The sequence below is a fragment of the Streptomyces sp. NPDC054883 genome, assembly GCF_053610645.1.
This window is the reverse complement of record NZ_JBSGYT010000031.1, coordinates 1-26,918: the sequence shown is the minus strand read 5'-3', so window position 1 is coordinate 26,918 and position 26,918 is coordinate 1. Positions and strand designations below refer to the sequence as shown.

The following is a 26,918-nucleotide window of genomic DNA, read 5'->3' as shown; positions in this document are numbered from 1 at the left end:
AGAAGTAAAGGAGCCAGGCCGCCAACCTGCCGGCCCGGCCTCCGTGCCCGGATCAGGAGCAGCCATGACCATCGCCCCCCTGTCCCCGTCCCCCCTCGCCTCCCCCACCACCACCCCCCGGTACGCCGTCCGGCTCGCCCGCGACGAGGACGGGGTACGCGCCGCCCAGCGGCTGCGTCACCTCGTCTTCGCCGGAGAGCTCGGCGCCCGCCTGGACGGGCCCGAGCCGGGCATCGACGCCGACGCCTTCGACGCCTACTGCGACCACCTCCTGGTGGTGGACGAGAACACCGAGCAGGTCGTGGGCACCTACCGGCTGCTGCCGCCCGAACGCGCCGCCGTCGCCGGCCGGCTCTACTCCGAGAGCGAATTCGACCTGACGGCCCTGGCCCCGATCCGTCCCGACCTGGTCGAAGTCGGCCGCTCCTGCGTCCACCCCGACCACCGCAACGGCGCCGTCATCGCCCTCATCTGGGCCGGCCTCGCCCGCTACATGGACCGCTCCGGCCACAACTGGCTCGCCGGATGCTGCTCGATCCCGCTGGGCGACGGCGGGGTCCTGGCCGCCGCCACCCGCGCCAACGTGCTGACCCGCAACCTCGCACCCGAGGAGTACCGGGTCACCCCGCACCTGCCCTGGAACCCCCAAGGCATCGCCTTCCCCGACCGCACGGAACTGCCCCCGCTGCTGCGCGGCTACCTGCGCCTGGGCGCCTGGGTGTGCGGTGAACCCGCCCTCGACGCCGGGTTCGGCTGCGCCGACCTGTACGTCCTGCTCTCGCTGCGCCGCACCAACCCGCGCTACCTCAACCACTTCCTCTCGCTCACCCCGGGCGCATGAGCGTCTGGCTGCCCACCGCGCCCTGCACCCCCGAGGCCTGCGCGGCCCACGGGGGGCGGGCGGCGAGCGTTCCGCACGCGGTGGCCCGGCTCGCCTGCGCCGCCGCCCTGCTGCTGCTCGCCGTCCTGACCGCGCCGCCGGTCCGGCTGCTGCCGCAGCGCCCCCGCCACGCCCTGGTCCGGGCCTGGGCCACCGCACTCCTGGGGTCCCTGGGGATACGCATCACCGTGCACGGCAGTCCCGGGCCGGACGGCGGCCGCCTGGTCGTCGCCAACCACATCTCCTGGCTGGACATCCCGCTGGTCGCCGCCGTCCTGCCCTGCCGGATGCTGGCCAAGAGCGAGATCGGCGCCTGGCCCGTACTCGGCCGCCTCGCCGCCCGGGCCGGCACCCTGTTCATCGAACGCGACCGGATCAGGGCCCTGCCCGACACCGTCGACACCCTCGCCCGGTCCCTGCTGGCGGGGGACCGCGTCACCGTCTTCCCCGAAGGCTCGACCTGGTGCGGGCGCGCCCAGGGCCCCTTCCGGCGGGCCGCCTTCCAGGCGGCCCTGGACGCGCGGATCCCCGTACAGCCGGTACGGCTCTCGTACCGGCTGGCGGCCGACGGGGGCCTCGCCGGGGCGCCCGCCTTCGTCGGGGACGATCCGCTGACCGCCTCCCTGTGGCGGATCGCCCGCGCCCGCGGGATACGGGCCGAAGTGCGGCTGCTGCCGCGCATCCCGCCGGGCCGGCACCCGGACCGGCGGCGCCTCGCGGCGGCCGCCCAGCAAGCCGTCCGCGGCGACGCCCGGCAGCCGACGCTGCCGGGCGTACCGGCTCAGCCCTCCAGGCCGTTCGCCACCGACAGGGACAGTGCGAAACGGCCCGCCTCATCCGTCCACCACTGCCTGAGCTCCAGCCCGGCCGCCGCCAGCTCGCGCCGTACCCCCTCCTGACGGAACTTCGCGGAGATCTCCGTCAGGATCTCCTCACCCGCCTCGAAGGGCACCACCAGATCGAGGGCCCGGATCTTCACCAGCGCCTCCGACCGGGCCCGCAACCGCATCTCGATCCACTCCTGCTCCCGGTTCCACACCGCCATGTGCGTGAAGTCGGCGGTGTGGAAATCAGCACCCAACTCGCGGTCGATCACGGCCAGTACGTTCTTGTTGAACTCCGCCGTCACCCCCTGGGCGTCGTCGTAGGCGGCCACCAGCACCGCCTCGTCCTTCACCAGGTCCGTCCCCATCAGCAGCGCGTCACCCGGCGACAGCATCGCCCGTACGGACGCCAGGAACGCGGCGCGCTCCGGCGGCCGCAGGTTCCCCACCGTGCCGCCCAGGAACAACACCAGCCGGGGACCGGCCGACTCCGGCAGGCGCAGCGGCCGGGTGAAGTCCGCCAGCAGCGCGTGCACCCGCAACCGCGGGTGCGCGGCCAGCAGCGTCTGCGCCGCACCCCTCAGGGCGCTCTCGCTGACGTCCACCGGGATGTACGTCTCGAGCGCGGGCAGCGCCTCGATGAGGTGCCGCGTCTTCTCCGACGAGCCGGAACCCAGCTCCACCAGCGTGCGCGCGCCGGTCTCCGCCGCGATCTCCTGGGCCCGCCCCAGCAGGATCTCCCGCTCGGCGCGCGTCGGATAGTACTCGGGCAGCCGGGTGATCTCCTCGAAGAGCTCACTGCCCCGGGCGTCGTAGAACCACTTGGGCGGCAGCTCCTTCGGCGAGCGGGTCAGACCGCTGCGCACGTCCGCCCGCAGCGCGGTGTCCGCGGAGTGCTCGTCAAGGGTGCGGGTCAACTGGAAGTCACTCACGAAAGGCTCTCCTTGAGCGGGGTCAGGTCGACCCGGGTACGGGTGGCGGTCAGCAGGGTCCGGTCGGCTACCTCGGTCCAGCGGCTGTCGTCGTCGTAGGGCTCGGACGCCACGACCGTGCGCCCGGCCCCCGGATCGGACAGGTACCAGAGGGAATCGCCCCACGCGGTCGCGGCGATGCCCGTTCCGTCCGTCAGCAGCAGGTTCAGCCGCGAGCCCGGGGACGCGGCCGCCAGCTCCTGCACCGGCCCCGCGAGGGCCTCGCCGAGGTCGTCCCCCTCCCGCAGGCGGCGCAGCACCAGCGCCCAGACCAGCGCCGAATCGGTGCGCGCGGACAGTTGGAGCAGCTCGTGCGGCGGCAGCCCGGCCGCCAACGGGGCCGCCGAGTCCGGCCAGTCGCGCACCGCCCCGTTGTGGCTGAACAGCCAGGGGCCCGACGCGAACGGCGCGGCGGCGGCCTCTCCGTCCGCCCCGGCCAGCGTGGCGTCCCGTACGGCGGCCAGCGCGGCCGCGCTGCGCACCACCCGGGCCAGGTCGGCGAAGGTCAGATCGCCCCACACCGGCCCCGAGCGCCGGTAGCGGGCCGGCACCGGGTCGCCCTCCGCGTACCAGCCGACCCCGAAGCCGTCGGCGTTGATGGTGCCGTACCGCTGGCGGCGCGGCGCGTACGACTGCCGGACCAGCGAGTACTCGGGCTCGCTGAGCAGCCGGCCCAGACACACCGGCGGCCCCACGTAGGCTAGGTGACGGCACATCAGACACCACCGCCGCGCGCGGTCCGGAAGCCGGCGAAGATCTGCCGGCGCACCGGCAGGTCCCAGTTGCGGAACGTGCCCCGGCAGGCCACCGGGGCCACTGCGAAGGACCCGCCGCGCAGCACCTTGTGCTCCGGGCCGAAGAACACCTCCGAGTACTCCCGGTAGGGGAACGCCCGGAAACCCGGGTACGGCAGGAAGTCCGACGCGGTCCACTCCCACACGTCGCCGATCAGCTGGCGCACCCCCAGCGGGGAGGCGCCGGCCGGATAGCTGCCCGCCGGGGCGGGGCGCAGGTGGCGCTGACCCAGGTTGGCGTGGGCCGGCGTGGGGTCGGCGTCGCCCCACGGGTAGCGGGTGGAGCGCCCGGAGCGGGGGTCGTGGCGGGCCGCCTTCTCCCACTCCGCCTCGGTGGGCAGCCGGCGTCCCGCCCAGCGGGCGTAGGCGTCGGCCTCGTACCAGCTGACGTGCAGCACGGGCTCCTCGTCGGGCACGGGCTCGGTGACACCGAAGCGGCGGCGCAGCCAGATCCCGCCCTCCCGGTGCCAGAACAGCGGGGCCTCGATCCCGTGCGCACGGATCTGCGCCCAGCCTTCGGCGGCCCACCAGCGGGGGTCCCGGTAGCCGCCGTCCGCCATGAACGCCTGGTAGGCGGCGTTGGTGACCGGAGCCGTGTCCATCCAGAACGGTGCGACGTCCCGGGTGTGCGCCGGCCGTTCGTTGTCCAGGGACCAGGGCTCCGCGGAGGTGCCCATCGTGAACGGTCCGCCGGGTACGAGGACTTCCGCGGCGGGCGGCGGCGGCCCCTGCGGGCGGTCCGGGTCCGGGGCGGTCAGCACGGGTGCACCGCGCCGCAGCTGATGGGTGATCAGCATCGTCTCGTCGTGCTGCTGCTCGTGCTGGGCGATCATGCCGAAGGCGAAACCGCCGTCCAGCAGCGCAGAGCCCTCCAGCGGAGTGCGCTCCAGCACGTCGAAGACCCGCCCCCGGACCTCCGCCGCGTACCGGCGGGCCTCTTCCGGCCCCAGCAGCGGCAGCTTCGGCCGCTCCGAGCGCGGATGCCGGAAGGCGTCGTAGAGCGGGTCGATCTCAGGACGCATGGAGTCGCGCCCGGCCACGTGGCGCAGCAGCCAGAGCTCCTCCTGGTTCCCGATGTGCGCGAGGTCCCAGACCAGCGGGGACATCAGCGGGGAGTGCTGCGCCGTCAGGTCCTCGTCGGTCACGGCATCGGTCAGCGCGGCGGTCCGGGCCCGGGCGGCGGTCAGCTCCGCGGCTGCCCGCTCGCGCGTGACGGCGGGGCGGGATTCGGTGGTCACGATCGCGTTTCCTTCCCGGCGGACTGCCGCTGGTCCTGATCGTCGGCCGGACAGCGGCCGCGCCGTACGTAGCGCTCTGCGAAGGCGGCGACCGTGTCCTGTACGTGGGAACTCGCGCCCAGCCGGGGCAGTGCCTCCCCGGCCGCCGCGAAGCAGGCGACGGCGGCCGCACGCAGATCGGGATCGGCCAGCCCCGCCCGGGCGGCGGCCCGCCACAGCGGATTGCGGGGCGCGCGCCGGCCCCCGTACGCGTCGGCCAGCGCCTTCACCGCCCGGTAGGCCGTCTCGGCGGCCTCGGGGTCGTCGAACAGCGCGTGCGTGACCGCCACCGGAACCAGCCAGCCGTCCTCACCCGGCTGCGCGTCGATCATCCGCAGCTCCAAGTGGCCGCGCGGCCGGACCGGCGGGAACAGCGTCGTCAGGTGGTAGTCCAGATCCGCCCGGGTGGGCCGTCTGGGCCCCCCGCTGCGCAGCCAGTCGCGGAACGTCAGCCCGCCCGGGACCTGCCAGGACGGCCCGGGGGAGCGCACGCACATCACCTCGGTGTCCAGCGCGTGCCGGGCCCAGGCGGCGCGCGGCTCGGCGTCCAGCGGCGGGGCGAGCGCGCGCCGCGCGTCGATGTCGCTCCAGATCCCCTGCCGGGCGCACCGCCAGCCGGCGTACGGCCCTTCGCCCGCCGGGGAGTTGGCGAACGCGGCGACCAGCACCGAGCCCAGCAGGTGCGCCAGCCGCCAGCGCCGGCCGTGCCCGAGCGGGCCCGGCTCCTCCAGCCCGGCGTCCACGCAGACCTGCACGGAGGCGGAGCCGCGCATCATGGCGCGCCCGGCCGGGCCCGTACGGTCGAAGTAGCTCTCCATCGCCCGGTACCGCGGGCTGTCCAGGAGGCGGCGGTAGGGCCTGCGCGGATCGCGGCCGAGCCCCCGCAGGGCCAGACCCCGCTCCCGCAGGGCGCCGCGGACGGCCGCGAGGTCGGCCTGGAGCCCGTCCACACAGCCGGTGAGGGAATCGGCGGGGGCGGAGCTGAGCTCCAGCTGCCCGCCGGGCTCGACGGTGAACCGGGACCGCAGCGGCAGGGCGCCCGCCGCATCGTGCGCCGCGGTCAGCCGGTCGGCGTCCAGCGCCACCCAAGGGCGCTCGGCGTCCACCACCAGCCATTCGAGCTCGGCACCGACCAGGCGCGGCGGGCCGGTCTTGAAGCAGATCCCGTGGATCAGGTCCTCGGCGGCGGCTTCCGAGAGGAGGGAGTCGGGAGGGGGCTGGCAGGGCGGAGCGGGTGAGTCCTGGTGCATGACCGGAACCTCATCTCCTGTCGTCGGCCGTCACCTGTCGACGGCTCGGATGTCACCCGTGCCTACCCGTCACCGCGGCGCAAATTCCCTTGCCGCAGGAAGTCCTGCCCCGGAGGATCACGGCGTGAGCAGCAGATTGCGTGATATCGCGCGGCACAACGCGGTCATCTTGGCGGCCGGCGGTTACCGGACGCGCTCCGGGCGGCAGATCTCCCTGGCCGCCGCCCTGGCGGACGCCAAGGCAGGAACCAGACTATATGGACCAAACCCGCTCATTCCAGGCGAGGTGTCGGCGGCCGGATCCGTTCGGACCGCCGTCGAGGTCACGGGGGAGAGCAGCACGGCCGCGGCCCGCAGGCTCGCCCGGCATCCCGACCGGGAGCCCGCCGTCGCCGTCCTCAACTTCGCCTCGGCCCGCAATCCCGGCGGCGGCTATCTGCGCGGGGCCAAGGCCCAGGAGGAAGCGCTGTGCCGCGCCTCGGCGCTCTACGACACCCTGCTGGAGGCACCCGAGTACTACGAGGTGCACCGCGCCGGCCGCAGCACCTTCTACACCGACCGGGTGATTCACTCGCCCGGGGTCCCCGTTTTCCGTGACGACCGGGGCGAACTGCTGGAGGCCCCCTTCCGGGCCGGATTCCTCACCTCCCCGGCGCCGAACGCGGGCACGATCCGCCGCCAGGAGCCGGACCGCGTGCCCGAGATCCCGGCCGCCCTCGCCCGGCGTGCGGAGCGGGTGCTGGAGGTCGCCGCGCTGCACCGCTACCGGCGGCTGGTGCTGGGCGCGTGGGGGTGCGGGGTGTTCCGCAACGACCCGGCCGAAGTGGCAGAGGCCTTCCGGGGGCTGCTCGCCGGACGCTTCGAGGGCGTCTTCGAGCAGGTGGTGTTCGGCATCCTGGACCGCGCCGCAGGGCCGCAGGAGGCCTTCGAGCGGGCTTTCGCGGGGTTCTGACCGCGGGGCGGCCGCGGGTCACGCGGCCGTTTTCGTAGAGCACGCGCGAGGCGGCCACCATTCGTATGAATTTCCGGAGGGTCCGTACGCAGGTACGGGAACACACCGGGGCCGATGGGCTACCCCTGTCACGTCATGACGGCGCCCCTCACTTCCCTCCCACTCCACTCCACCACGGCTGGACGCAGGACGACGGCGCGGGGGCCCCGCCTGGGTACTGAGAGGAAGACAAGCGAATGAAGAAGCGTCTCGTGCTCGCCGGATCCGCTGTGGTGGCAAGCCTGGGCCTGGGCATCGCGGCAGTTCCGGCGGTGGCCCAGCCCCTTACCCTGAACGTGCGGTGCGGTGACGTGACCGGACTCATCGCCGCCGTCACGCAGGCGAACAGTAATCCCGACGGCGCCACGATCGCACTGGCCCCCCGCTGCGTCTACCGCTTCACGGCCGCCGCTACCGGTGTCGACGCGCTGCCGCCCATCACCAGCAGGGTCACCATCAAGGGCAAGGACTCCAGCCTCATCCGGTCGGCAACGATCGCTCCCCTCTTCCGGCTGCTGGAGGTGGCCCCGACCGGTGAACTGACGCTGAGGGGCATCGTCGTCAACGGGGGCCGGCTGCTCACCGGGAACGGCGGTGGCATCCGCAACGGAGGCACGCTGCTGCTGGACGACAGCACCGTCTCCGGGAACCAGGCGGCGAGCGGCGGCGGCATCTACAACGACAACAACGGTCGGGTCACCGCGGTGAACAGCAAGTTCCTGACCAATGTCGCCATCGTCACCCAGGGCGGTGCCCTCTACAACAACACCAGCGGCACCGTCACCCTGAAGAAGACCACCGTCGCCGGCAACACGGCGGACACCGACGGCGGAGGCGTCGAGAACGACGGCACGCTCCGGGTCCTGGACCACAGCGTGTTCTCGCACAACGAGGCGCACGAACACGACGGCGGTGCCATCGACAACGACGGCAACACCACGATCAGCGACAGCCGGTTCGTCGCGAACTGGGCCGCCTTCGAAGGCGGTGCCATCAACACCGACCCCCGCTCGACGCTGGAGGCCCGCGAGACGGTCTTCGAGCTGAACAAGGCGGGCCGCGACGGCGGCGCCATCAACAACGAAGCCACCACGACCCTGGAGCGGGTCAAGATCGAGATGAACTCCGCCGGCCGGGACGGCGGCGGCATCAACAACGAGCAGGAGGCGGGCGCGCCCACCACCCGGCTCACCCTCATCCGCAGCCTCGTCGTGCAGAACCGGGCGGCCGAGGACGGCGGCGGCATCAACAACTGGCTGAACGCGCTCGTGGAGCTCAGGGAGACCCAGGTCATCCACAACCTGCCCACCAACTGCGCCGGCAACGTCGCGCACTGCACCGGCTGACCGGAACCCACCCGGATCCGACGGACGGCCGGCGGCCCCCCCCCCCCCCGGCCGGGCCCCCCCACCCGCGGACCCCCCCAGGCGGGAGGCCGCCCCGCGACGGCCCCCCCGAACGCGCCCCCCCAACGGCGCCGCCACCGCCGCGCACGCCCCCGGCGCCCCGGACCCCCCCCGGAGCCGACGGCGGGCGGGGGCCCCCCCCCGACCGGGGGGGGGCCGCCGCACCGGCTGACGCCCTCAGGCGGAAGGCCGCCCGGCTACTGCCAGCCGTAGCGCTCCCGCAGCCGGTTCACCACCAGCTGGAACCGTCCCCGGTCCAGCGCACACGCCTCGCGGCGCATGCCCGACTCGTGCACCCGCAACACCCGGTCCACATCCACCCAGGACTCCCGCCCCGCGCCGTCCCACGGCCCGATGCCGATCGGCACCCACTCCCGGTCGTGGTCGTGCCGCTTGCTGGACAGCTGCACCGCGAGCAACGTCCGCCGGCCCGCCTCCCGCGCGACCACCAGCACGGGCCGGTCCTTGCCGCGCCCGTCGTTCTCCTCGAAGGGGACCCAGGTCCACACGATCTCGCCCGGGTCCGGATCGCCGTCCTTGTCGGGCGCGTACTCGGTGCGCACGGGCCCGATGGCATGCGGATCGGCCTCGCTGGTGGCGGTGGCCCCGCCGCGCCCGGGTTGCTCGATGGGGTCGGAGCTGTGGTGGGAAAGTGCCGTCATACGGGTGAGGTTACTGGTCCGGACACCGGCCGCGGCGCCCGCTGCCGGGCGCCCCCTACCGGGCCGGGGCCAGGCCGTCGGCCACGAGCCCGGCCAGCACCGCCTCGCCGAGGGCCTGCACGGCGGACTGCGGTCGGACCATGACGGTGATCTCCTTGATCCGCTCGTCCCCGTCGAGGTGCAGCAGATCGATGCCGTGGATCTGCTTCCCGTTGACGGTGGCCCGGAACACCAGCACCGTGGCGGGAGCGTCGGCTTCGGGCGTCGGGACGGCGCTGGTCTGGGCGGCGCCGACGAGCTGCCCGACGTAGCGGAAGTCCTCGAAGGTGCGCAGGAGCACGCCGAACAGGCCGAGGACCATCGGCCTGCCTTCGAACGGCGTGAACTTCACGGGGCTGTAGAGCCGTACGTCCTCGGTGAACAGTTCGGCGAGGGCGGTCAGGTCCCGGCTGTCGACGGCGGAGCGGAAACGGTCGGCGGTGGTCTCGGGCGTCGTGGGGGTCGTGGGTGACGTGGGTGTCATGGGTGTCATGGCCGCACACTCCTCAATTTGATTAGTCATTTTCTTGACTATCATGGAGGAGGATCCCTGACCAGAGGAAGGACACGGCTCGATGGCTTTGCGTCACGCCGTCCTGGCGGCCCTGCTCGACGAGGAGCTGAGCGGATACCAGCTGGCCAAGGCCTTCGACATGGGCGTGGCGAACTTCTGGCACGCGCTCCCGCAACAGCTCTACGCCGAACTGGCCAAACTCGAACGCGAGGGCCTGATCACCGGCCGGGAGGTGGTGCAGGAAACCAGGCCCAACAAGCGCCTGTTCAAGGTCACCGAGGCCGGCCTCGGCGAACTCGAACGGTTCACGGCGGCCGCCACCAAGCCGTCCGTCATCCGCGACGACCTGCTGGTCAAGGTCCAGGCCGCCGACCACGTGGACACCGAGGTGCTCGTCGCCCAGCTCACGGAACGGATCGCCGTCGCCGAAGCCAAGATCGACCTGTTCGACACCCTGCTGCGCACGATGCGCGGCGACCTCCCCGAGGAACAGTTCCTCCGCCACGGCAACCGCATCGGCCCCTACCTGACCTGCCTGCGCGGCCTGCACTTCGAACGCGCCAACCGGGACTGGTACGAACGCACGGCGAGGGTCTTGCGCGAGCGGTGAGGGGGCGGGGGCTTCGGGCGCGGTCCCCTTGGGCGGGGTCGGTGGGGTGTCGGTGTCCCCTTGGGCGGGTCGGGTATGTGCTGGGGGTTTCCCGTCAGTCCACTGTCCTTTCGTGTCGTGCCGGCCCGTCAAGGGCGCTCGCTGCGCTCGCGTCGCTTCGCGATTTCGCTGCGCTCAACCCTTGACTGTCCGTCCCGCCCCGAAAAGCCAAAGACCGCCGGGAAACCCCCGAAGAACGGCCGGGCCGTTCGGGTCCCAGGTGCGGGTTCCTCAGTGACCTCGATCCGAAGCTCCTGAACAGCCCCGCAAATGCAGCCTCGTGGGGGCGTCTCCCAGCCCCGCCGGCGATTGAGGCGCGGGGTCTCGGGCGGAGCCCCAGGGAGCCCCGAGCGCAGCGAGGGGGCCCACCCACGGCGCCGCAGATCGCTACGCGCTCCTCCGAGACAGCGACTGCGGCCCGCCACGGGCTGGGAGATGTGCCCGCTCCTGGGCGGGCAAATACACCTACCGCACCACACGGTGGCGGAAGTAGACGACTCTTGAACGGAAGGTGCGGTTCTCGACGAGTTCGAGATCCACCCGGCGCTCGTGCCGGGGGAAGAACGGAATGCCACCGCCGACCAGCACCGGGTGGACCCTGGCCCGGTACTCGTCGATCAGGCCCAACGCTGCCGCCTCGGCGGCGAGAGTCGCGCCGCCGATCGCGATGTCGCCCTCCCCTGGCTCCGCTCGCAAACGCTCGATCTCCTCCGCCAGGCCGCCGGAGGCCAGGCGGGCATTGCCCTGTACCGCCGACAGCGTGGTGGAGAACACCACTTTGGGGAGCTGCTTCCAGACCGCGGCGAACTCCAGCGTGGAGAAGTCGAGCGACGGATCCTGGACGGCGGTCTCCCAGTACAGCATCGTCTCGTAGAGCCGACGTCCCAACAGGTGCACACCGACGCCTCGGATCTCGTCGGTGACGAAGCGAAACATCTCCTCATCCGGCGCCGTCCAGTTGAAGCCGCCGTCCGGCCCGACGATGTAGCCGTCAAGTGAGACGCCCATCGAATAGGTCACGCTGCGCATCAGGAGTCCTCCTCGTACCGGGTTCGACAGTACGACCGCCGGACCCGCCGGATCAGCCTTTCGGCGCGTGCCGCCGCACGAACCTGCAATGCGCAGCGTCATGCGCGCTGCGCAGGAGCCGTAGAAGCGTTTCGGTCGTCCGTTGACCGGGATTGACGACACAGACCCACCCGAACGCCCCGTACACCGGGTGCGGCAGCACGCGGTCGGAGGCTGCGAAGTCGTGCGGCCCCTCATCGGTGAGTTCCCGGAACGCGGCACGGCCGACGTGGACGTTCACCCGCCAGCGGCCCGGCGGGTCAAGGTCGGAGGCGGTGTCGTCCGGGTAGTTCTTGGTGATGATGGTCCCGTAGGGCTGGACGTTCCGAGGCATCCGCCCGTCAGGGGCGTAGTAGAAGAAGGCGTCTCCCCAAGCCACCTCGGGAAGATCGCCGCCCGGCTCCGGGACGACGACGAGTGCATCGGCGAAGCCTCGCACCGTCGCGATGACGTGTTCCATACTCATGGTTCAAGCATCACCTTCAAGTGCTTATGTGGGGTTCCCGATGGCCGAGCACGCGCTCCTGCGAACCGTCGATGTCGCCCGTGAGTCGGATTACTCCGTGCAACAGGTGCGCGATCTGGAGCGGCTCGGAGTCATCCCCCCTGCCACCAGGTCCGCCAACGGCTACCGGTGCTACACGCCGCTCCACGTGCAGGCGCTGCGCGCCTACCGGGGGCTCGCGGGGGCCGTAGGCCCCGTTGTGGCCCGGCAGATGCTCGTGGAGTTGAGGACGGGACCGATCGCGGAGGCCGCCTCGGCCATCAACGCGGTACACGTACGGCTCGCCCGGGAGCGGGACGAGGCGCTGCGCGCCCGACAGGCGTTGGGCGCCATCGAAGCCGAGGCGGACGGCGCGGATCACGAGCGGGAGAGTGACGCGATGACGATCACAGAGCTCGCCGCAGCCCTCAGCCTACGACCCTCAACCCTCCGGTACTGGGAGGAGGAGGGGCTCGTCACCCCGGAGCGGGTGACGTCACTGCGAGCACGTCGCTACGGTGTTCCCGCCATCAGGGCGGCCCGGATCGTCGCGGCCCTCCGCGGTGCCGGTTACGGCATTCCCGCGGTCCGGGAGGTCATGGGCTCCCTCCACCAACTCGGCGGCCCGGAGGAGACAGGGCGCATCCTGAGCCGACGGCTCGACCAGATCGCCAGGCGGACCGTTGCGCTGCTGCGGGCCGGAACGGATCTGGCGGCCGTCGTGATGTCCGCCGAGGGCCCGGGGGCGACGACGTAGCCGTATGCAGGCCTCCTTGCTTCCCGGCCGGTGCCGGTCTGTTCGACGCCAGCGCACGTCAGCTGCGTAGCGATCGGTGGCGGTCTATGCCCAGCCGATGCCGGGCTGGTCGACGCCAGATGAGGTCAGCTGTGTAGCGATCATTGGCGGCTTATGTCCAGCCCGTGGCGGGCCGCAGTCGCTGTCTCGGAGGAGCGCGTAGCGATCTGCGGCGCCGCGGCCGGGCCCCCTCGCTGCGCTCGGGGCTCCCTGGGGCTCCGCCCGAGAGCCCGCGCCTCAATCGCCGGCGGGGCTGGGAGACGCCCACATGAGGCTGCATTTGCGGGGCTGTTCAGGAGCTTCGGATCGAGGTCACTGAGGAACCTGCACCTGGGACCCGAACGGCCCGGCCGTTCTTCGGGGGTTTCCCGGCGGTCTTTGGCTTTTCGGGGCGGGACGGACAGTCAAGGGTGGCCGAAGGCCATCGCGAAGCGACGCGAGCGCAGCGAGCGCCCTTGACGGGCCGGCACGACACGAAAGGACAGTGGACTGACGGGAAACCCCCAGCACCTCCCCCACACCGCCCAAGGGGACCCCGCCCCCAGCCCCCCCAAGCCCCGCCCCCGCCCCCTAAATCCACCCCTCCAGCGACGTCATGAACGCCTCGAAGTCGTCCCGGTGGATCGTGTGCCCCGCGCCCGGGACCGAGCGGACCTCGAAGCCCCGTTCCCGGAGGATCGTCGCGCGTTCCGGTGAGATCAGGAAGCTGGGGTCGGCGAGCTGGACGAGGGACGGGACGACCGGTCCGGCCGGGAGGAGGTCGGTGGCCGAAAGGGCCGCCAGGGACAGGGCCGTGGCGTCGTCCCACGCCGCCAGGGTCTCCAGCTCGATCTCCACATCGGCCTCCTCCCAGCGCGGGTTCATCTCCCACACCCGCTCCTTGCTCGCGTTCGCCTTGAACCGCGCGAACACCTCCGGGCCGAAGCCGTCCGCCGAAGCCAAGTACCAGGCGGGATCGGAGTAAACGGCCCGCTTCGGCCTGAGCCGCTCCACCGCCAGCGACAGGGTGAGGCCGCCGAGGGAGTGACCCAGCGCGAGGTCGGCGCCGGTGGGCAGGGTTTCCGCCACGTCATCGGCGAAGGCCTGCGGGCTGTACTCGCCCCGCCCGCTCGCGCCGTGGCCCCGTAGGTCCACGGCGATGACGCGGTAGCCGAGGTTGGCGAGGGCAGGAGCGACCCGGCGCCAGGTCCGGTGGTCGGCCATCATGCCGTGGATCAGGAGGGCTGTGCGGTCGCCGTCGCCCCAGGTCCGGGTGTGCAGTTTCACGGTGGTGCGCTACTTTCTCGTCGGGTCGCTCGTCGGATTTCTCGTCGGGTTCGGCTACAGCTTTGGCCCCGAGTTCTCTACGGGCCAGTCACCGCACCGCCCGGATCGGCCGGACCGCGAGCGCTCCCGCCAGTGCCAGCACCGCGGCGACCACGAACAGCGCGGTGTACCCGCCGCTCACGGACACGATCAGCGAGGCGGCGAACGGCGCGACGATCTGCGGCCCGGCGTTCGCGATGTTGAGCACGCCCATGTCCCGGGCCGCGTCCTCCGCCGCGGGCAGCACCATCGTCACCAGCGCCGTGTCCACCGCCATGTAGCAGCCGAACGCGAGCCCGTTGACCACCGCGAAGGCGAGCATGGCCGTCCAGCTCGTGGAGAGCGCCGGGAGCACCAACGCCAGCGCTGAGAGTACAGCCGAGGCGCCCACGAAGAGCTTGCGCCGGTCGAACTTGTCGGAGAGCCAGCCGCCGACCACGGTGGAGGCGACCATCGCCACGCTCGTCAGCGGCATCAGCAGCGCGACCGCCGCCTCCGGCTCCACGCCCGCGGGCAGCACGGTGTGGTCCTGGAGGATGTAGAGCTGGTAGCCGCTCACCGCGAAGTAGCCCAGGACCAGCAGCGCCCGCCCGATGAACGCCCACCGGAAGTCGTGGTCCCGCAGCGCGCCCGCGAACGCGGCGACCTGCGCCCGGACCGGCAGCGGGGCCGGGGCCGGCCGCCGTTCCTCGTGCGTACAGGCGGTGAACAGCACCGCGGCGCCCGCCACCATCGCGCCGAACACGAGGTACCCGGTGCGGTAGTGGTCGGAGAAGGCGGCGCCGAGCAGCGCGCCGAGGGTCGAGCCGAAGGGCAGGCCGAGACCCACGGCCGCGGAGGCCTTGCCGCGGGCGGACACGGGCACCCGGTCGGGGACCACGGAGGTGATGGCTGCCTGGTAGACGTTCATGACCGCCTGGCCCAGGCACCAGGCGATGGTGATCAGCAGAATGGTGTCCGCGAGGCCGAGCAGGAACATCGCCGGTACCGCCGCGAGTCCGCCGCCCAGGATCCAGGGATTGCGTCGTCCGCTGCGGTCGGACAGGGCGCCGGCGACCGGGTTGAAGACCGTGGCGAAGACCGCCGAGACCCCCGCGATCAGGCCGAAGTCGGCGACTTTGCGGGCCGGGTCGATGTCCTCGACCTGGAGCGCGAGCAGGAGGCCGGCGACGCCGATGTACAACGAGTACATGGCGGTGTTGCCGACGAGCAGCAGGGGCAGCAGGCCGCGTCGCGCCGCGGGTTGCGCCGACGGGTCGGGGGCGGCGACGGTGTTGCCGGTGCCGGGGGAGGAAAGGGCCACGGTGCCCTCCTGGGCGGGGTGTTCGAGCGGATGAGGGGTGCGCGCCGCCCTGTCGCGAGGGCGGGGTGCGGTTGAGCGCGACAGGGCGACGGCACGGTGCGACACGTGCGGCGGGTCGGCCCACGTGAACGGGCGGGACAGCCGGTGCAACGGTTGGTCACACCAGTGCTTACACGTGTCAATGAATCGTGTAAGCACTGTGTAGCATTCGTTTCAGGCCATCCGCCAGCCCTCGGACGCAACCGGTCTGGAAAGATGCCAGGGCAATGTCTCAGTCACCGAACCCCCCTTCGCCGAACGCCCCCTCACCGAGCGCGCCCTCACCTGCCGCGCCGTCACCGAACGGTCCGGCTGCCCCCGTGCCGACCAGCGCCGACGTCGCGCGCCTCGCCGGCGTGTCGCGCGCGACCGTCTCGTACGTACTGAACAACGCGGAAGCCGTCCGCATCAGCGAGCCCACCCGTCGCAAGGTGCGCGAGGCCGCCGAGGAGCTGGGCTACGTCCCGCACGCCGCCGCGCGCAGCCTGCGCGCCGGGCACACCCGGATCGTCCTGCTGCCGACCTCCAACGTCCCCGTCGGGCCGCTCTACAGCGCCTTCCTCAACGAGCTCCAGTGGGCCCTGCGCCGCCTCGACTACACCGTGGTGCAGTACGGCAGCCTCGGCCTCTCCGGGGACGAGGCCGCCCGCGCCTGGGCCGAGCTGCGGCCGGTGGCGGTGATCTCGCTCGGGGAGATCGCCCTCTCCGCACGCAACGTCGCCACCCTCAAGCGGGCCGGTGCCCGCGCGGTGATAACTCTCGGGCCCGGCCGGGTGCCGGGAGCGCACGCGCTGGTCATGGACCAGGCGGAAGTCGGCGCCCGGGCGGCCGCCCACCTGGTCGAGCGGGGCCGGCGCCGGATCGGGGTGATCGTCCCGCAGGAGGAGGGGCTGGAGCTGTTCTCCGGGCCCCGGCTGGCCGGCGCCCGGTCGGTGACGTCCGCCGAGGTGCAGCCGTTGCCCCTGGCCTACACCGAGGAGTCGGCCGCGGCGCTCGCGGCCCGCTGGCGCTCGCTCGGGCTGGACGCGGCCTTCGCCTACAACGACGAGTACGCGATGCTGCTGATGCGGGCCTTCCAGGACGCCGGGCTGCGCGTGCCCGAGGACGTGGCCGTGATGGGCGCCGACGACCTGCTGGTCGGGCGGCTGCTGCGGCCACGGCTCAGTACCGTGCAGATCGAGCTGCCCACCGGCGACCACCTGGCCGCCCTGGTGGACCGCGCTGTGCGGGAACCCTCCGAGATCACCGAGCGGCACGACCTGATGGCGGCCGTGGCGGTGCGGCGCGAGTCGACCTGAGCGGGCCCCGCCCGGAACCGGCGGCCGTGGCGGTGCGGCGCGAGTCGACCTGAGCGGGCCCCGCCCCGCCGCCCCGCCGCCCCGCCGCCCCACCTGGCGCCGCCCACCGCGCCCACCGACCGTTGACAGGCGGTGATCGGCGGACGGAGACTGCGGGCGCGCCCCATCCGGGCGTGCCCGGCGCCGCAGGCCGGCGCCGACACCGGCGCCGTCCCGGCACCGCCCGTACGGATCCGCCCAGGAGAGACCCCATGAGCATCCGCACCGTCCGCGACGTCTACGTCGTCGACGCCGTCCGCACCCCGATCGGCAAGTTCGGCGGGGCGCTCGCCGGCGTCCGCCCGGACGACCTGGCCGCCCACACGGTGCGCGCGCTGGTGGACCGTACGCCCGACCTCGACCCGGCCCGCATCGACGACGTCGTCTTCGGGGACGCCAACGGGGCGGGCGAGGACAACCGGGACGTCGCGCGCATGGCGGTCCTGCTCGCGGGGCTGCCCGTGTCCGTCCCCGGGGTCACCGTCAACCGGCTCTGCGGGTCCGGCCTTGAGGCGGTGATCCAGGCCGCCCGCGCGATCGCGCTCGGCGACGCCTCCGTGGCCATCGCGGGCGGGGTGGAGTCGATGTCCCGGGCGCCGTGGGTGGTGCAGAAGCCGGAGCGCGCGTTCCCGGCGGGCCACCAGCAGATGTGGTCCACCACCCTGGGGTGGCGGATGACCAACCCCCGGATGCCCGCGGAGTGGACGGGCTCGCTCGGTGAGGGCGCCGAACTCGTCGCGGACAAGTACGCCGTCACGCGCGAGGCCCAGGACCTGTTCGCGCTGGAGAGCCACCGCAAGGCCGCGGCCGCCTGGGCGCAGGGGCTCTACGACCCCGAGGTCGTCCGGTACCCGGGCGTCGACCTCGTACGGGACGAGTCGATCCGGGAAGGTTCCACCCCGGAGGCGATGGCCCGGCTGAAGCCCGCGTTCCGGACGGACGGCTCCGGCACCGTCACCGCGGGCAACGCCTCACCGCTGAACGACGGGGCGGCGGCGCTGCTGCTGACGGACGAGGCGGGACTGGCCGCCACCGGCCGCGAGCCGCTGGCCCGGATCAGTACGAGCGCCGTCACGGGGATCGAGCCGCAGCTGTTCGGGCTCGGCCCCGTGGAGGCGGTGCAGCGGGCGCTCGCCAAGGCCGGCCGGGGGCTGGCCGACCTGTCCGTGCTGGAACTCAACGAGGCTTTCGCAGCGCAGGCGTTGGGCTGTCTGGCGGCCTGGCCGGAGCTGGACCCGGCGGTGGTCAACCCGCGCGGCGGGGCGATCGCCATCGGGCACCCGCTCGGCGCTTCGGGGGCCCGGCTGGCGGGCTCGGTCGCCCACCAGCTCGCGGCGGCCGGCTCCGGTACGGGGATGGCGGCGCTGTGCATCGGCGTCGGGCAGGGCATCGCGCTGGTCCTGGAGCGCTGACCGGCGCGCCGAGGCCGCCCGTCGATCGTTTCCGGTCAAGCTGACGCCCCAACTGCCCAATAACTGAACAGAAGTGGCGCCCCGGGTCTGGCACGATGGCGCGTGCTGCCGCCCCCCACCCAGACTCCGGAGGCCCCGCGCCATGCCGCTCCTCGACCCGACGCTCTGGCAGGACGGACCCACCCTGACCGGCGGCACCGCCCCGGTCGTCGAACCCGCGACCGGCCGTACCCTCGCCACCCTCGACCTCGCCGGGCCGGTGGACGTCGCCGAAGCCGCCGTCCGGGCCCGGGCCGCGCAGCACGACTGGGCCCGGGCCACCCACCCGGAGCGGGCGGCCGTGCTGCGCCGGGCCGGGGACCTGTTCACGGCGCACGCCGACGAGCTGCGGGACTGGCTGGTGCGGGAGTCGGGCTCGATACCCGGCAAGGCGGACTTCGAACTGCACGTCGCCGTTCAGGAGTGCTACGAGGCAGCGGCGCTGGCCTCGCGTCCGGCCGGCCAGGTCCTGCCCAGCGAGGCGCCCCGGCTCTCCTTCACCCGCCGGGTCCCGGCCGGCGTGGTCGGGGTCATCGCCCCGTTCAACGCGCCGCTGATCCTGTCGATCCGGTCGGTGGCCCCGGCCCTCGCACTGGGCAACGCGGTGCTCCTCAAGCCCGACCCGCGCACCGCCGTCTGCGGCGGCATCGCCCTGGCCGCGGTGTTCGCGGCGGCGGGACTTCCGGCGGGGTTGCTGCACGTCCTGCCGGGCGGGGCCGCGACGGGGGCGGCGCTCGTCGCCGATCCCCGCGTACGGGTGGTGTCGTTCACCGGGTCGACCGCCGCCGGGCGGGCCGTCGGCGAGCTGGCGGGCCGTCACCTCAAGCGAGCGCACCTTGAGTTGGGCGGCAACTCGGCGCTCGTCGTACTGGAGGACGCCGATGTCGGGGCCGCCGTGGCGCAGGCCTCCTGGGGCTCCTTCTTCCACCAGGGCCAGATCTGCATGACGGCCGGGCGCCACCTGGTGCACGCCTCGCTGTACGACGAGTACGTCGAGCGGCTCGCCGCGCGTGCCGAGACGCTGGCGGTGGGTGACCCGTACCGCGAGCGGGTGCACCTGGGGCCGCTCATCGACCGGGGCCAGGTGGAGCGGGTCCACGCGCTGGTCGAGGCGAGCGCGGAGCGGGGCGCCAAGGTGGTGGCGGGCGGCACCCACCGGGACCTGTTCTACCGGCCGACGGTGCTGGCGGGGGTATCGGACGACTGCCCGGCCTACGCGGAAGAGGTCTTCGGCCCGGTGGCGCCCGTACGGTCCTTCGCGACGGAGGACGAGGCGGTGGCGCTGGCCTCGGCGGGCCCGTACGGGCTCTCCCTCGGGATCGTCACGCGCGACGCGGCGCACGGGCTCGACCTGGCCGGCCGCATCCCGACCGGTATCGCCCACGTGAACGACCAGACCGTCAACGACGAGGCCGTGGCCCCCTTCGGCGGGGTCGGCGCGTCGGGCACGGGGGCCCGCTTCGGTGGCGAAGCGAACCTGGACGCCTTCACCGAACTGCGCTGGACCACGGTCCGCTCGACGGCGCCCGCTCACCCGTTCTAGCGAAGCTCCGTGTGTGCGGAATGCGCGGGGCGGATTGTTCGTTCACGCAGGACAACCGGCTATCAGGAGGTCTGGACACCGTGGCGACAGTCGAGCTCACCAAGGAGAACTTCGACCAGACGGTCAGCGAGAACCCGTTCGTGCTGATCGACTTCTGGGCCGGCTGGTGCCGGCCCTGCCTGCAGTTCGCGCCGGTCTACGAGAAGGTTTCCGAGGCCAATCCGGATCTGCTCTTCGCGAAGGTGGACACCGAGGCCCAGCAGGAACTGGCCGCGGCCTTCGAGATCACCTCGATCCCGACGCTGATGATCGTGCGGGACCAGGTGGCGATCTTCGCGCAGCCCGGCGCGCTCCCCGAGCCGGCGCTGACCGACCTCATCGCGCAGGCCCGCGCCCTGGACATGGACGAGGTCCGGGCGAAGATCGCCCCGACGGACCGGCCCGAGGCAACGGGCGGCGAATAGACCCGCGGCCCCGGACCAGGGCACTTCCGGCACGCCGAGGGCCGCCTGTCACCCGCCGCCGCCCCCGGACGGCGACACTGGCCGCATGACTGAAGCGGTGGAGTACGACGTAGTGGTGCTCGGCGGGGGACCGGCCGGCGAGAACATCGTGGACCGGACCCGGGCTGCCGGGCTCACCACGGCCTTGGTGGAGAGCGAGCTGGTGGGCGGGGAGTGCTCGTACTGGGCCTGCATCCCGAGCAAGGCGCTGCTGCGCCCGGTGCTGGCCCGGGCCGACGCGCGCCGGGTGCCCGGTCTGGCGGGAGCCGTCGGGGGCCCCCTCGACGCGGAGGCGGTGTACGCGCACCGCGACTACTGGACCGGGAACTGGAAGGACGACGGCCAGATCGACTGGCTGGACTCCATCGGCGCCCACGTGTACCGGGGCCACGGCCGGCTCTACGGGGTCCGCAAGGTCGCCGTCACCAGCCCCGAGGGCGAACACCACGTCCTCACCGCCCGCCATGCCGTGGTGATCGCGACGGGCACCCGGGCCGTGATCCCGAAGCTCCCCGGGATCGCCGGGGCCCGCCCGTGGACCAGTCGGGAGGCGACATCGGCCCGTCAGGCGCCGGGGCGGCTGCTGATCGTCGGCGGCTCGGTGGTCGCCGCCGAGATGGCCACCGCCTGGCAGGCCCTCGGCTCCCGCGTCACCGTCCTCGTACGGGGCTCGGGGCTGCTGCCGCGCATGGAGCCGTTCGCCGGGGAACTGGTCGCCGAGGCGCTGCGCGAGGCGGGCGCGGAGATCCGTACGGACGTCGCGGTGGAGGCGGTCGTCCGGGACGGGGCGACCGGGCCCGTCACCGTCGTGCTGGAAGGCGGCGAGACCGTCGAGGGCGACGAACTGCTGATGGCGACCGGCCGCGCCCCGCGCACGGACGACATCGGCCTGGACACATTGGGCCTGGTTCCGGGCGACTGGATCGGTGTGGACGACAGCTGCCGGGTCCCCGGCCACGACTGGCTCTACGCCGTCGGTGACGTCAACCACCGGGCGCTGCTCACCCACCAGGGCAAGTACCAGGCCCGGATCGCCGGCGCCGTCATCGCCGCCCGCGCGGCGGGCGGGGAGGCGGCCGACACCGGCCCCTGGGGCGCGCACACCGCGACCGCCGATACCGCCGCCCTCCCGCAGGCGGTGTTCACCGACCCCGAGGCCGCGGCCGTCGGGCTGACCCTGGCCGAGGCGCAGCGGGCGGGCCACCGCGTCCGCGCGGTCGACTACGACCTCGGCAAGGTCTCGGGTGCGGGCCTGTACGCCGACCCGTACCCGGGCCGGGCCCGGATGGTCGTCGACCTGGACCGCGAGGTGCTGCTCGGCGCCACCTTCGTCGGTCCGGGGGCGGCGGAACTCCTGCACGCGGCCACCATCGCCGTCGCCGGGGAGGTGCCGATCAGCAGGCTGTGGCACGCGGTCCCGGCGTTCCCGACCGTCAGCGAGGTCTGGTTGCGGCTGCTGGAGACGTACCGCGGCTGACGGCTGCGCGGTCCGGGGCCGCCGGTGATCGATTGGCCCTGGAAGGCAGTCGGCGAGGGCCGGTTGAATGGCCGTACCGACGACCGAAGGAGCCACCGTCCGTGATAGTGATCGCCCACCTCAGCGATGTCCACTTCGACGGCGACGCGCGGGCCGCCGACCGCGCCCGCCTCGTGATGGAGTACCTCGACGGCCTGCCGTACGACCTCGACGCGGTGCTCGTGAGCGGTGACATCGCCGATCACGGCACCCCCGAGGAGTACGACGAGGCCCGCAAGGTGCTGCGCTCGCGCCACCCGGTGGTGATCTGCCCCGGCAACCACGACGAGCGGGCCGCCTTCCGGCAGGGCCTGCTGGGAGAGCCGGAGCCCACCGCGGAGCCGGTGGACCAGGTGGTGCGGGGGGAGGGCTTCGTACTGGCCGTGTGCGACTCCTCCGTGCCCGGCGAACACCAGGGCTTCCTGGCGGAGCCGACGCTGGAGTGGCTGGAGGGCGTACTGGCCGGCACCCCGCGCGAGGTGCCGGTCCTGGTCGCCTTCCACCACCCGCCCGTCACCCTGCACATCCCGTACGTGGACGGCATCCGGCAGTTCGGCGAGGAGCGCCTCGCGGCGCTCGCCCAGCGGCACCCGCACCTCAAGGCGTTCCTCTGCGGCCACGCGCACACCGGGGCCGTGACGACGTTCGCGGGCCGGCCGCTGCTGGTGGCGCCGGGTGTGGTGTCCACGACGCGGCTCCCGTGGGAGGCGCAGAGCGGCCCCGACGAGCACGTCCACCTCGACGAGCCGCCGGTCGTCGCGTTCCACGTGCTGGGCGAGGACGGGCGGCTGACGACCCATTACCGGGTGGTCGTGGACCGCCGGTAGCTGCTGCCGTCGCGGGTACGGGTGAGACGGCCCGAGGTGACCAGGTACCGCCGCAGTGCCGAGCAGTCCTCGTGGACGGTGCGCAGTGCGTCGTTCACCTCGGGTTCGGTGTACTCCCGCCCGGGGGCGAAGAGGGTTTCGGCGAGGTGGGCGAGCAGTTGCTCGCGCCGGGCCGCCTTGCGCGGAATGGCGGTGAGGCGGCCGTGCGAGAAGAGGTCGTCGACGCCCCGCGGGGGGCGCGGCTCGGCGCTGCAGTCCTGCGGTGCGGTGTGCGGTGACGTCGGGGGGTTCTGTGACATGCCAAGCAGCTTCGCCCGGGCGGCGCCGGCCGCGCAACGCATTTGCCGGCGCGGGCGGTTCGCCCCGGCGCGGGCCGGCTGACGAGCGGGAGGCCCGCCGGTCCCGGACGTCCTCCGGGACCGGCGGGCCCCTGGTGCGCGGGGCTCAGTGGTTCAAGGTGTTCGGGGGGTTCAGGGTGCGACGGTGATCTGCTGCGCGGGGTCGGTGGTGTCGGCGATCTTGTAGACGGCGTTGAAGGTGGACGACGTGGCGCTCGTCGGGCAGCCGAACCCGCCGGTGACCGTGACCGGCACCGAGGCGTTGGTGAAGGTCAGGCTGGACGGGGCGCCGTTGGCCCAGGTGCCGGCGACGTTCGCCGCGCCCGTCGGGGCGGCCGTGACCGTACAGGTGGCCAGGCCGGTGGTGTGGACGACCAGGCCGCCGGTCGGCACGGTCATGGTCGCCGTGATCGGCGAGCCGTTCTGCATGGACACCGACCAGGCCCCGCTGGTGGTGACGGTCGGGGTCACGCCGGGCATGCTCGACGTGCAGGAGCTGTACGTCGGGGCGGAGATCGGCGAGGAGACCGGTCCGGCCGCGTTGTGGTTGCCGGGGGCGGCCGGCACCGTACCGGTGGAGACGGAGACCGTACAGGTCACGGTGACCGATCCGGCCTTGAGGGTGGCCTTGCCGCTGAGGGTGGCCTTGAAGGCGTGCCCGGCCGGGGTGACGGTGGTCGACCCGGCCAGCGGTAACGGCGCGGCGGTCGCGGAGGTGGAGGCCACCGTCAGGGCCGCGGTGGCGGCCATCCCGAGGGCGAGCGCGGTGCGCGTACGGCTCATGGCTGTACTCCTTGGGAATCGTGGTGCGGGGTGGGGGAGCGGGTGGGGTCCGCTGCCGCGTCCCGGAGGGGGATGGGGTCCCGGGAAGCGGTGGGGTCCGCGGCCTCGGTGGCGTCCGGGGCGCGCGGGGCGGCGTACGGCTGCCAGGCGAAGATCAGGCCGCCGCCGAGGATGCCGAGCAGGGTGCCGATCAGGAAGCCGCCGAGGTTCGACAGCACCAGGGCGGCGGTGGCGATCAGGGTGGTGAGGACGCCGGCGAGGGTGCGCTGCTGCGGGGCGAACCACGCAGTGAGCCCGAGGACGATCATGACGATCCCCATCAGTACGGACGGGATGCCCGCCACCCCCTGCTGGAGCATGATCTTCAACGGTGCCAGCGGCAGGACGCAGATCCAGGCTCCCGCTGCAACGGCGGCCAGGCCGCCCCAGAAGGGTCTGCCGCGCCGCCAGCGCCGCCACCGCCAAGGCGGCCGGCGACGGCTCAGAAGCATTCCTTCTTCCCCTTGCTGATGTTCATGCTCAGCCCGGAGAGTTTGAAGGTGCCCGCGTTGGTGGCCCAGGCGGTCTGGTGCAGGTCGGAGATGGCGACCGTGTCGGCCTGCTGGGCGAACAGGTCCTGCATGCCCACCGCTTCCGCCGGTCCCTTGTCGAGGGTGGAGGCGTCGCGGCCGATCTCGATGTTGCTGAACATCGCGTCGCCGGAGAGCTGGGTGGCGTCGACGAACAGGTTGCTGGCCTCGACGGGGTCCTTTCCGCCCGCGGTGAGGTTGAGCGAGATGTCGCCGATGAGCGGGAGGGTGGTCACCACCGACTGGCAGAGGCTGTGGAGCCTGGCCTCCTTGATGGCGGTCACCGCCACGGGTATGAGGTCTTGGCGGGCGTTGACGTCGACGCTGCCGTACTGGGCGAAGCCCTCGCCCTCCAGGCTCTTCGCCGACACCTTGAACTGCTGTCCGGAGACGGCGAAGGAGGCGGCGAGCGCGCCCTGGGCGAGGGCGATTCCGAGGCCGGCGGTCACGGCCACGGCGGGCACGGTCAGCAGGGCGAACCGGCGCCAGCGGACCCGTCCGCTGCCCCTTCGGCCGTCCTCGACGGCGGTGTCTTCGGTGCCGGGTGGTTCGGGTGGGTTCGGTGAGCTTGCCATGAGATCGTCCCTGTATCTCGGCTGTGCACCTTTGTTACCGACGAGTTGAATGTAAGAGTGCCAATGGAGGTTGGCAAGGTTGCTCGAACGTACCTTTTAGGCCGAGTCCTACTGCCCCGTACGCCGCTCCGCGGCCTCCGTACGCAGCAGTTCCGCGACCTCCGCCTCGACCCGACGGGCCATCGCGCGGGCGAACTCCGCGGCCACGACCTCGCCCGCCACCGGCCGCAGCGCCGCGGCCGCCTCGGAGATGTGATCCAGCTGGGTGGCCGAAAGCCGCTCGGCCCCGTCCCGGCCGACGAGCCCGTCGGGACCGATCACGTGCCGCCGGAACAGCCCCACGAACCGGTCGGCGAGCGCGGTCGCCTGATCCTGTACGAAGTCACCCGCGTCCAGGATCTCCGCGAGCGGCACGCCCTGGCGCACCAGCGCCAGCGTCGCCTCCAGCAGCCGCCGGCTGCGGTGCGTGACCCGGTCGCCCTCGACCCGTACGTAACCCAGTTCCGCCGCCCGCCGGGTGTCCTCGGCGGTCGCCGCCGGGCCGAACAGGTCGCGCAGTTCGGCCGTCGTCATCGTGACCGGCTCCTCCTGCTCCCAGTCGCCGGTCATCGCCCGCTCCAGGCCCAGCAGTTGAGACAGGCCCCCGCCCTGCTCCCACGCGTTCAGCAGTTCGGCGATGCCGTTGACGGAGTAGCCGCGCCCCAGCAGGTCGCTGATCAGCCGCAGCCGCGTCAGGTGGTCGTCGGAGTACCAGGCGACCCGGCCCTCCCGGCGGGGCGGGGGCAGCAGCCCGCGCTCCTGGTAGTAGCGCAGGTTGCGCACCTTGACGCCCGCCGCCCGCGCCACGTCCTCCCGGCGGTAGCGCCCGCCGCCGTCGCTCCGGCCGTCATGTTCCCCCTGGCTGCCCACGCGGCCGAGTGTAGGACGTACCGGCAGGTCACATGGGCCCTACGGGCGCCCTTCCGGCTCCATCCGCTTGACCGCCCGCAGCACCACGAACTTGGGTTCGCTCGCGGTGACTTCGCTGTTGCCGAAGAGCCGCTTGAGGTGGGTGTGGTAGCCCATGTGGCGGTTGGCGACGACCCACAGCTCGCCGCCCGGCCGCAGCACCTTGCGGGACTGGGCGAACATCCGCAGCGCGGTCGCGTCCGTGGTGGCCTGGTGGGAGTGGAACGGCGGATTGCACAGGACGAGATCCACCGAGCCGGGGTCCAGCATCGCGACGCCGTCGCCGACGAGGAAGTCGGCCCGGTCGCGGTCGCGGGTGACGTTGGCGCGGAAGGTGGCCTTCGCCGAGGCGATCGCCTGGTACGACTCGTCGGTGAAGACGACCTCCGCCCGGGGGTCGGCGACCGCGACGGCGGTGCCGACGACGCCGTTGCCGCAGCCCAGGTCCACGACGCGGGCGCCGTCCGTATTGGTCGGGATGGACTGCAGGAAGAAGCGGGTGCCGACGTCGAGCCGGTCCGCGCAGAAGATGCCCGCATGGTTGACCACGGTCAGCCCGGCACCCGACCCGCCGTCCGCGTCGACGGTGTAGGTCACCGGCCAGGGGTCGCCGGACGCGCCGTGGGCGCTCGCCGCCGGGGGTGCGGTCGCGGCGCCGGGCGTGCAGAAGATCAGCCGGGCCTTCTTCTCGGCCAGCGAGGTCTTCGTCGGTCCCAGGATCCGCTCGAAGAGGCGCAGCGTGGAGGTGTGGATCTCCTTGACCATGCCGGCGCCCACCACGACGCTGTCCGCGTGCAGCCGCGGCGCCAGCCGGTGCAGCTGGTCCTCCAGCAGCGCCAGGCTCTTGGGCACCCGGACCAGGAGGACGTCGATCCGCGCGGGCGGCTCGTCCTGCGTGGTCAGCAGGGCCACGGTGTCCTTGGCGGTGCCGATACCGGCCCGGTCCAGGTTGGCCATGGTGGCCGAGCGGGTCAGGGAGGAGTCGGTGATCTGCGTCGGGTGGTGGGCGGCCAGGGCCGTCGTCAGCGCCCCCCACCGGTCGCCGAGCACGGTGATCTGCCGGCCGCCGCCGAGGTCCACCGGGCCGCGGTCCCCGGTCCCGGAGGCGAGGTGCTGCAGGAGGTACTCGTCGGCGGCGTCCCAGGCGCGCAGCCGGTCGCGCGGGTCCTGGGGGAAGCGGGTGAGCTCGTAGGAGCCGAAAGGCGTGGTCAGACGGTTCATATTGGCCCCAGGCTATCCGAGACGGCCGCCCGGCCCCGAACGGACGGGGCCGGGC

General features: G+C 73.0%; 28 protein-coding genes. 12 read left to right on the top strand and 16 right to left on the bottom strand.

The annotated features are described in order from the left end of the window. Positions 1–64: 64 nt before the first annotated feature. Both ACWGH1_RS22470 and ACWGH1_RS22465 read left to right on the top strand, forming a co-directional pair. Positions 65–841 (top strand): GNAT family N-acetyltransferase, encoded by a 777-nt coding sequence (locus tag ACWGH1_RS22470; protein ID WP_453408956.1) that lies wholly within the window; start codon positions 65–67, stop codon positions 839–841. Continuing rightward, the gene (locus ACWGH1_RS22465) at positions 838–1,779 is read left to right on the top strand and encodes a lysophospholipid acyltransferase family protein (protein ID WP_453408955.1); all 942 of its coding nucleotides are present in this window, start codon (positions 838–840) and stop codon (positions 1,777–1,779) included. Before ACWGH1_RS22470 ends, ACWGH1_RS22465 begins: the two co-directional genes overlap by 4 nt. On the opposite strand, the gene egtD is transcribed toward ACWGH1_RS22465, so the two are convergent. Genes egtD through egtA form a run of 4 tightly spaced genes read right to left on the bottom strand, consistent with a single transcriptional unit; the run spans position 1,662 to position 5,996 of the window. Then, positions 1,662–2,636, bottom strand: coding sequence for an L-histidine N(alpha)-methyltransferase (gene egtD / locus ACWGH1_RS22460; RefSeq protein WP_453355190.1), 975 nt, complete (start codon positions 2,634–2,636; stop codon positions 1,662–1,664). The two genes, ACWGH1_RS22465 and egtD, sit on opposite strands and share 118 nt — an antisense overlap. Further along, positions 2,633–3,391 carry an ergothioneine biosynthesis protein EgtC gene (egtC, locus tag ACWGH1_RS22455; RefSeq protein ID WP_453355191.1) on the bottom strand — a complete coding sequence of 253 codons (759 nt, stop codon included), beginning with the start codon at positions 3,389–3,391 and terminating at the stop codon, positions 2,633–2,635. Before egtC ends, egtD begins: the two co-directional genes overlap by 4 nt. Next, positions 3,391–4,707 (bottom strand): ergothioneine biosynthesis protein EgtB, encoded by a 1,317-nt coding sequence (gene egtB / locus ACWGH1_RS22450; protein WP_453355192.1) that lies wholly within the window; start codon positions 4,705–4,707, stop codon positions 3,391–3,393. The genes egtC and egtB overlap by 1 nt, the downstream gene beginning before the upstream one ends. Then, positions 4,704–5,996, bottom strand: a complete 1,293-nt coding sequence (gene egtA, locus ACWGH1_RS22445) for an ergothioneine biosynthesis glutamate--cysteine ligase EgtA (RefSeq protein WP_453355193.1) — start codon at positions 5,994–5,996, stop codon at positions 4,704–4,706. The genes egtB and egtA overlap by 4 nt, the downstream gene beginning before the upstream one ends. Positions 5,997–6,120: 124 nt before the next feature. Here egtA and ACWGH1_RS22440 point away from each other — a divergent pair, with 124 nt between their 5' ends. Beyond that, a complete protein-coding gene (locus ACWGH1_RS22440) occupies positions 6,121–6,948 on the top strand; it encodes a TIGR02452 family protein (RefSeq protein ID WP_453355194.1) in 828 nt (275 codons plus the stop codon). A gap of 236 nt (positions 6,949–7,184) precedes the next feature. Continuing rightward, the gene (locus ACWGH1_RS22435; protein ID WP_453355195.1) at positions 7,185–8,333 is read left to right on the top strand and encodes a hypothetical protein; all 1,149 of its coding nucleotides are present in this window, start codon (positions 7,185–7,187) and stop codon (positions 8,331–8,333) included. Between the two features lie 257 nt (positions 8,334–8,590). On the opposite strand, the gene ACWGH1_RS22430 is transcribed toward ACWGH1_RS22435, so the two are convergent. Both ACWGH1_RS22430 and ACWGH1_RS22425 read right to left on the bottom strand, forming a co-directional pair. Beyond that, complete coding sequence (locus ACWGH1_RS22430; protein WP_453356469.1) at positions 8,591–9,055, bottom strand: type II toxin-antitoxin system PemK/MazF family toxin; 465 nt, start codon at positions 9,053–9,055, stop codon at positions 8,591–8,593. A gap of 55 nt (positions 9,056–9,110) precedes the next feature. Continuing rightward, positions 9,111–9,587, bottom strand: coding sequence for a nuclear transport factor 2 family protein (locus tag ACWGH1_RS22425; protein ID WP_453356470.1), 477 nt, complete (start codon positions 9,585–9,587; stop codon positions 9,111–9,113). An 82-nt stretch (positions 9,588–9,669) separates the two neighbouring features. On the opposite strand from ACWGH1_RS22425, the gene ACWGH1_RS22420 reads away from it, so the two are divergent. After that, the gene (locus ACWGH1_RS22420) at positions 9,670–10,218 is read left to right on the top strand and encodes a PadR family transcriptional regulator (protein ID WP_453356471.1); all 549 of its coding nucleotides are present in this window, start codon (positions 9,670–9,672) and stop codon (positions 10,216–10,218) included. A gap of 504 nt (positions 10,219–10,722) precedes the next feature. Here the strand turns inward: ACWGH1_RS22420 and ACWGH1_RS22415 are convergent. Both ACWGH1_RS22415 and ACWGH1_RS22410 read right to left on the bottom strand, forming a co-directional pair. Further along, positions 10,723–11,286 (bottom strand): dihydrofolate reductase family protein, encoded by a 564-nt coding sequence (locus ACWGH1_RS22415; protein WP_453356474.1) that lies wholly within the window; start codon positions 11,284–11,286, stop codon positions 10,723–10,725. A gap of 52 nt (positions 11,287–11,338) precedes the next feature. Further along, positions 11,339–11,785 (bottom strand): DUF6194 family protein, encoded by a 447-nt coding sequence (locus ACWGH1_RS22410; protein WP_453356473.1) that lies wholly within the window; start codon positions 11,783–11,785, stop codon positions 11,339–11,341. Between the two features lie 46 nt (positions 11,786–11,831). Between ACWGH1_RS22410 and ACWGH1_RS22405 the strand changes: the two genes are divergently transcribed. Beyond that, entirely contained in the window at positions 11,832–12,566 is a 735-nt protein-coding gene (locus ACWGH1_RS22405; protein ID WP_453356472.1) for a MerR family transcriptional regulator, read from the top strand. A gap of 609 nt (positions 12,567–13,175) precedes the next feature. Here the strand turns inward: ACWGH1_RS22405 and ACWGH1_RS22400 are convergent. Next, positions 13,176–13,871 (bottom strand): alpha/beta fold hydrolase, encoded by a 696-nt coding sequence (locus ACWGH1_RS22400; protein WP_453408954.1) that lies wholly within the window; start codon positions 13,869–13,871, stop codon positions 13,176–13,178. An 88-nt stretch (positions 13,872–13,959) separates the two neighbouring features. Then, a complete protein-coding gene (locus ACWGH1_RS22395; protein ID WP_453357077.1) occupies positions 13,960–15,213 on the bottom strand; it encodes an MFS transporter in 1,254 nt (417 codons plus the stop codon). A gap of 266 nt (positions 15,214–15,479) precedes the next feature. On the opposite strand from ACWGH1_RS22395, the gene ACWGH1_RS22390 reads away from it, so the two are divergent. From ACWGH1_RS22390 to ACWGH1_RS22365, 6 genes are all read left to right on the top strand, one after another. Beyond that, the gene (locus ACWGH1_RS22390) at positions 15,480–16,550 is read left to right on the top strand and encodes a LacI family DNA-binding transcriptional regulator (RefSeq protein ID WP_453408953.1); all 1,071 of its coding nucleotides are present in this window, start codon (positions 15,480–15,482) and stop codon (positions 16,548–16,550) included. A gap of 251 nt (positions 16,551–16,801) precedes the next feature. After that, positions 16,802–18,001: a thiolase family protein gene (locus tag ACWGH1_RS22385; protein WP_453356642.1), complete on the top strand. Its 1,200-nt coding sequence runs from the start codon at positions 16,802–16,804 to the stop codon at positions 17,999–18,001. Between the two features lie 142 nt (positions 18,002–18,143). After that, positions 18,144–19,583, top strand: a complete 1,440-nt coding sequence (locus ACWGH1_RS22380) for a benzaldehyde dehydrogenase (protein WP_453408952.1) — start codon at positions 18,144–18,146, stop codon at positions 19,581–19,583. Between the two features lie 80 nt (positions 19,584–19,663). Continuing rightward, on the top strand, positions 19,664–20,047 hold the full coding sequence (locus tag ACWGH1_RS22375) for a thioredoxin family protein (RefSeq protein WP_453356644.1): 384 nt from the start codon (positions 19,664–19,666) through the stop codon (positions 20,045–20,047). 85 nt (positions 20,048–20,132) lie between these two features. Beyond that, on the top strand, positions 20,133–21,563 hold the full coding sequence (locus ACWGH1_RS22370) for a dihydrolipoyl dehydrogenase family protein (protein WP_453408951.1): 1,431 nt from the start codon (positions 20,133–20,135) through the stop codon (positions 21,561–21,563). A 101-nt stretch (positions 21,564–21,664) separates the two neighbouring features. Further along, a complete protein-coding gene (locus ACWGH1_RS22365; protein WP_453357445.1) occupies positions 21,665–22,429 on the top strand; it encodes a metallophosphoesterase in 765 nt (254 codons plus the stop codon). Here the strand turns inward: ACWGH1_RS22365 and ACWGH1_RS22360 are convergent. The 6 genes from ACWGH1_RS22360 to ACWGH1_RS22335 form a co-directional block, all read right to left on the bottom strand. Then, positions 22,402–22,728 (bottom strand): DUF2087 domain-containing protein, encoded by a 327-nt coding sequence (locus tag ACWGH1_RS22360; protein ID WP_453357446.1) that lies wholly within the window; start codon positions 22,726–22,728, stop codon positions 22,402–22,404. The two genes, ACWGH1_RS22365 and ACWGH1_RS22360, sit on opposite strands and share 28 nt — an antisense overlap. Before the next feature lie 171 nt (positions 22,729–22,899). Continuing rightward, on the bottom strand, positions 22,900–23,550 hold the full coding sequence (locus ACWGH1_RS22355) for a hypothetical protein (RefSeq protein WP_453356525.1): 651 nt from the start codon (positions 23,548–23,550) through the stop codon (positions 22,900–22,902). After that, complete coding sequence (locus ACWGH1_RS22350; protein ID WP_453356524.1) at positions 23,547–24,041, bottom strand: DUF6114 domain-containing protein; 495 nt, start codon at positions 24,039–24,041, stop codon at positions 23,547–23,549. Before ACWGH1_RS22350 ends, ACWGH1_RS22355 begins: the two co-directional genes overlap by 4 nt. Then, positions 24,032–24,694, bottom strand: a complete 663-nt coding sequence (locus ACWGH1_RS22345; RefSeq protein ID WP_453356523.1) for a DUF6230 family protein — start codon at positions 24,692–24,694, stop codon at positions 24,032–24,034. The genes ACWGH1_RS22350 and ACWGH1_RS22345 overlap by 10 nt, the downstream gene beginning before the upstream one ends. A 108-nt stretch (positions 24,695–24,802) precedes the next feature. Then, complete coding sequence (locus tag ACWGH1_RS22340; RefSeq protein WP_453356522.1) at positions 24,803–25,603, bottom strand: MerR family transcriptional regulator; 801 nt, start codon at positions 25,601–25,603, stop codon at positions 24,803–24,805. A gap of 39 nt (positions 25,604–25,642) precedes the next feature. Beyond that, a complete protein-coding gene (locus ACWGH1_RS22335; RefSeq protein ID WP_453356521.1) occupies positions 25,643–26,863 on the bottom strand; it encodes a methyltransferase in 1,221 nt (406 codons plus the stop codon). Between the last annotated feature and the right edge of the window lie 55 nt (positions 26,864–26,918).

Coding starts and splice junctions, on each gene's coding strand:
- ACWGH1_RS22470 (WP_453408956.1), top strand. CDS start 65: ATGACCATCGCCCCCCTGTCCCCGTCCCCCCTCGCCTCCCCCACCACC.
- ACWGH1_RS22465 (WP_453408955.1), top strand. CDS start 838: ATGAGCGTCTGGCTGCCCACCGCGCCCTGCACCCCCGAGGCCTGCGCG.
- egtC (WP_453355191.1), bottom strand. CDS start 3,391: ATGTGCCGTCACCTAGCCTACGTGGGGCCGCCGGTGTGTCTGGGCCGG.
- egtA (WP_453355193.1), bottom strand. CDS start 5,996: ATGCACCAGGACTCACCCGCTCCGCCCTGCCAGCCCCCTCCCGACTCC.
- ACWGH1_RS22435 (WP_453355195.1), top strand. CDS start 7,185: ATGAAGAAGCGTCTCGTGCTCGCCGGATCCGCTGTGGTGGCAAGCCTG.
- ACWGH1_RS22430 (WP_453356469.1), bottom strand. CDS start 9,055: ATGACGGCACTTTCCCACCACAGCTCCGACCCCATCGAGCAACCCGGG.
- ACWGH1_RS22425 (WP_453356470.1), bottom strand. CDS start 9,587: ATGACACCCATGACACCCACGTCACCCACGACCCCCACGACGCCCGAG.
- ACWGH1_RS22420 (WP_453356471.1), top strand. CDS start 9,670: ATGGCTTTGCGTCACGCCGTCCTGGCGGCCCTGCTCGACGAGGAGCTG.
- ACWGH1_RS22415 (WP_453356474.1), bottom strand. CDS start 11,286: ATGCGCAGCGTGACCTATTCGATGGGCGTCTCACTTGACGGCTACATC.
- ACWGH1_RS22410 (WP_453356473.1), bottom strand. CDS start 11,785: ATGGAACACGTCATCGCGACGGTGCGAGGCTTCGCCGATGCACTCGTC.
- ACWGH1_RS22405 (WP_453356472.1), top strand. CDS start 11,832: ATGGCCGAGCACGCGCTCCTGCGAACCGTCGATGTCGCCCGTGAGTCG.
- ACWGH1_RS22390 (WP_453408953.1), top strand. CDS start 15,480: ATGTCTCAGTCACCGAACCCCCCTTCGCCGAACGCCCCCTCACCGAGC.
- ACWGH1_RS22385 (WP_453356642.1), top strand. CDS start 16,802: ATGAGCATCCGCACCGTCCGCGACGTCTACGTCGTCGACGCCGTCCGC.
- ACWGH1_RS22380 (WP_453408952.1), top strand. CDS start 18,144: ATGCCGCTCCTCGACCCGACGCTCTGGCAGGACGGACCCACCCTGACC.
- ACWGH1_RS22370 (WP_453408951.1), top strand. CDS start 20,133: ATGACTGAAGCGGTGGAGTACGACGTAGTGGTGCTCGGCGGGGGACCG.
- ACWGH1_RS22360 (WP_453357446.1), bottom strand. CDS start 22,728: ATGTCACAGAACCCCCCGACGTCACCGCACACCGCACCGCAGGACTGC.
- ACWGH1_RS22355 (WP_453356525.1), bottom strand. CDS start 23,550: ATGAGCCGTACGCGCACCGCGCTCGCCCTCGGGATGGCCGCCACCGCG.
- ACWGH1_RS22350 (WP_453356524.1), bottom strand. CDS start 24,041: ATGCTTCTGAGCCGTCGCCGGCCGCCTTGGCGGTGGCGGCGCTGGCGG.
- ACWGH1_RS22345 (WP_453356523.1), bottom strand. CDS start 24,694: ATGGCAAGCTCACCGAACCCACCCGAACCACCCGGCACCGAAGACACC.
- ACWGH1_RS22335 (WP_453356521.1), bottom strand. CDS start 26,863: ATGAACCGTCTGACCACGCCTTTCGGCTCCTACGAGCTCACCCGCTTC.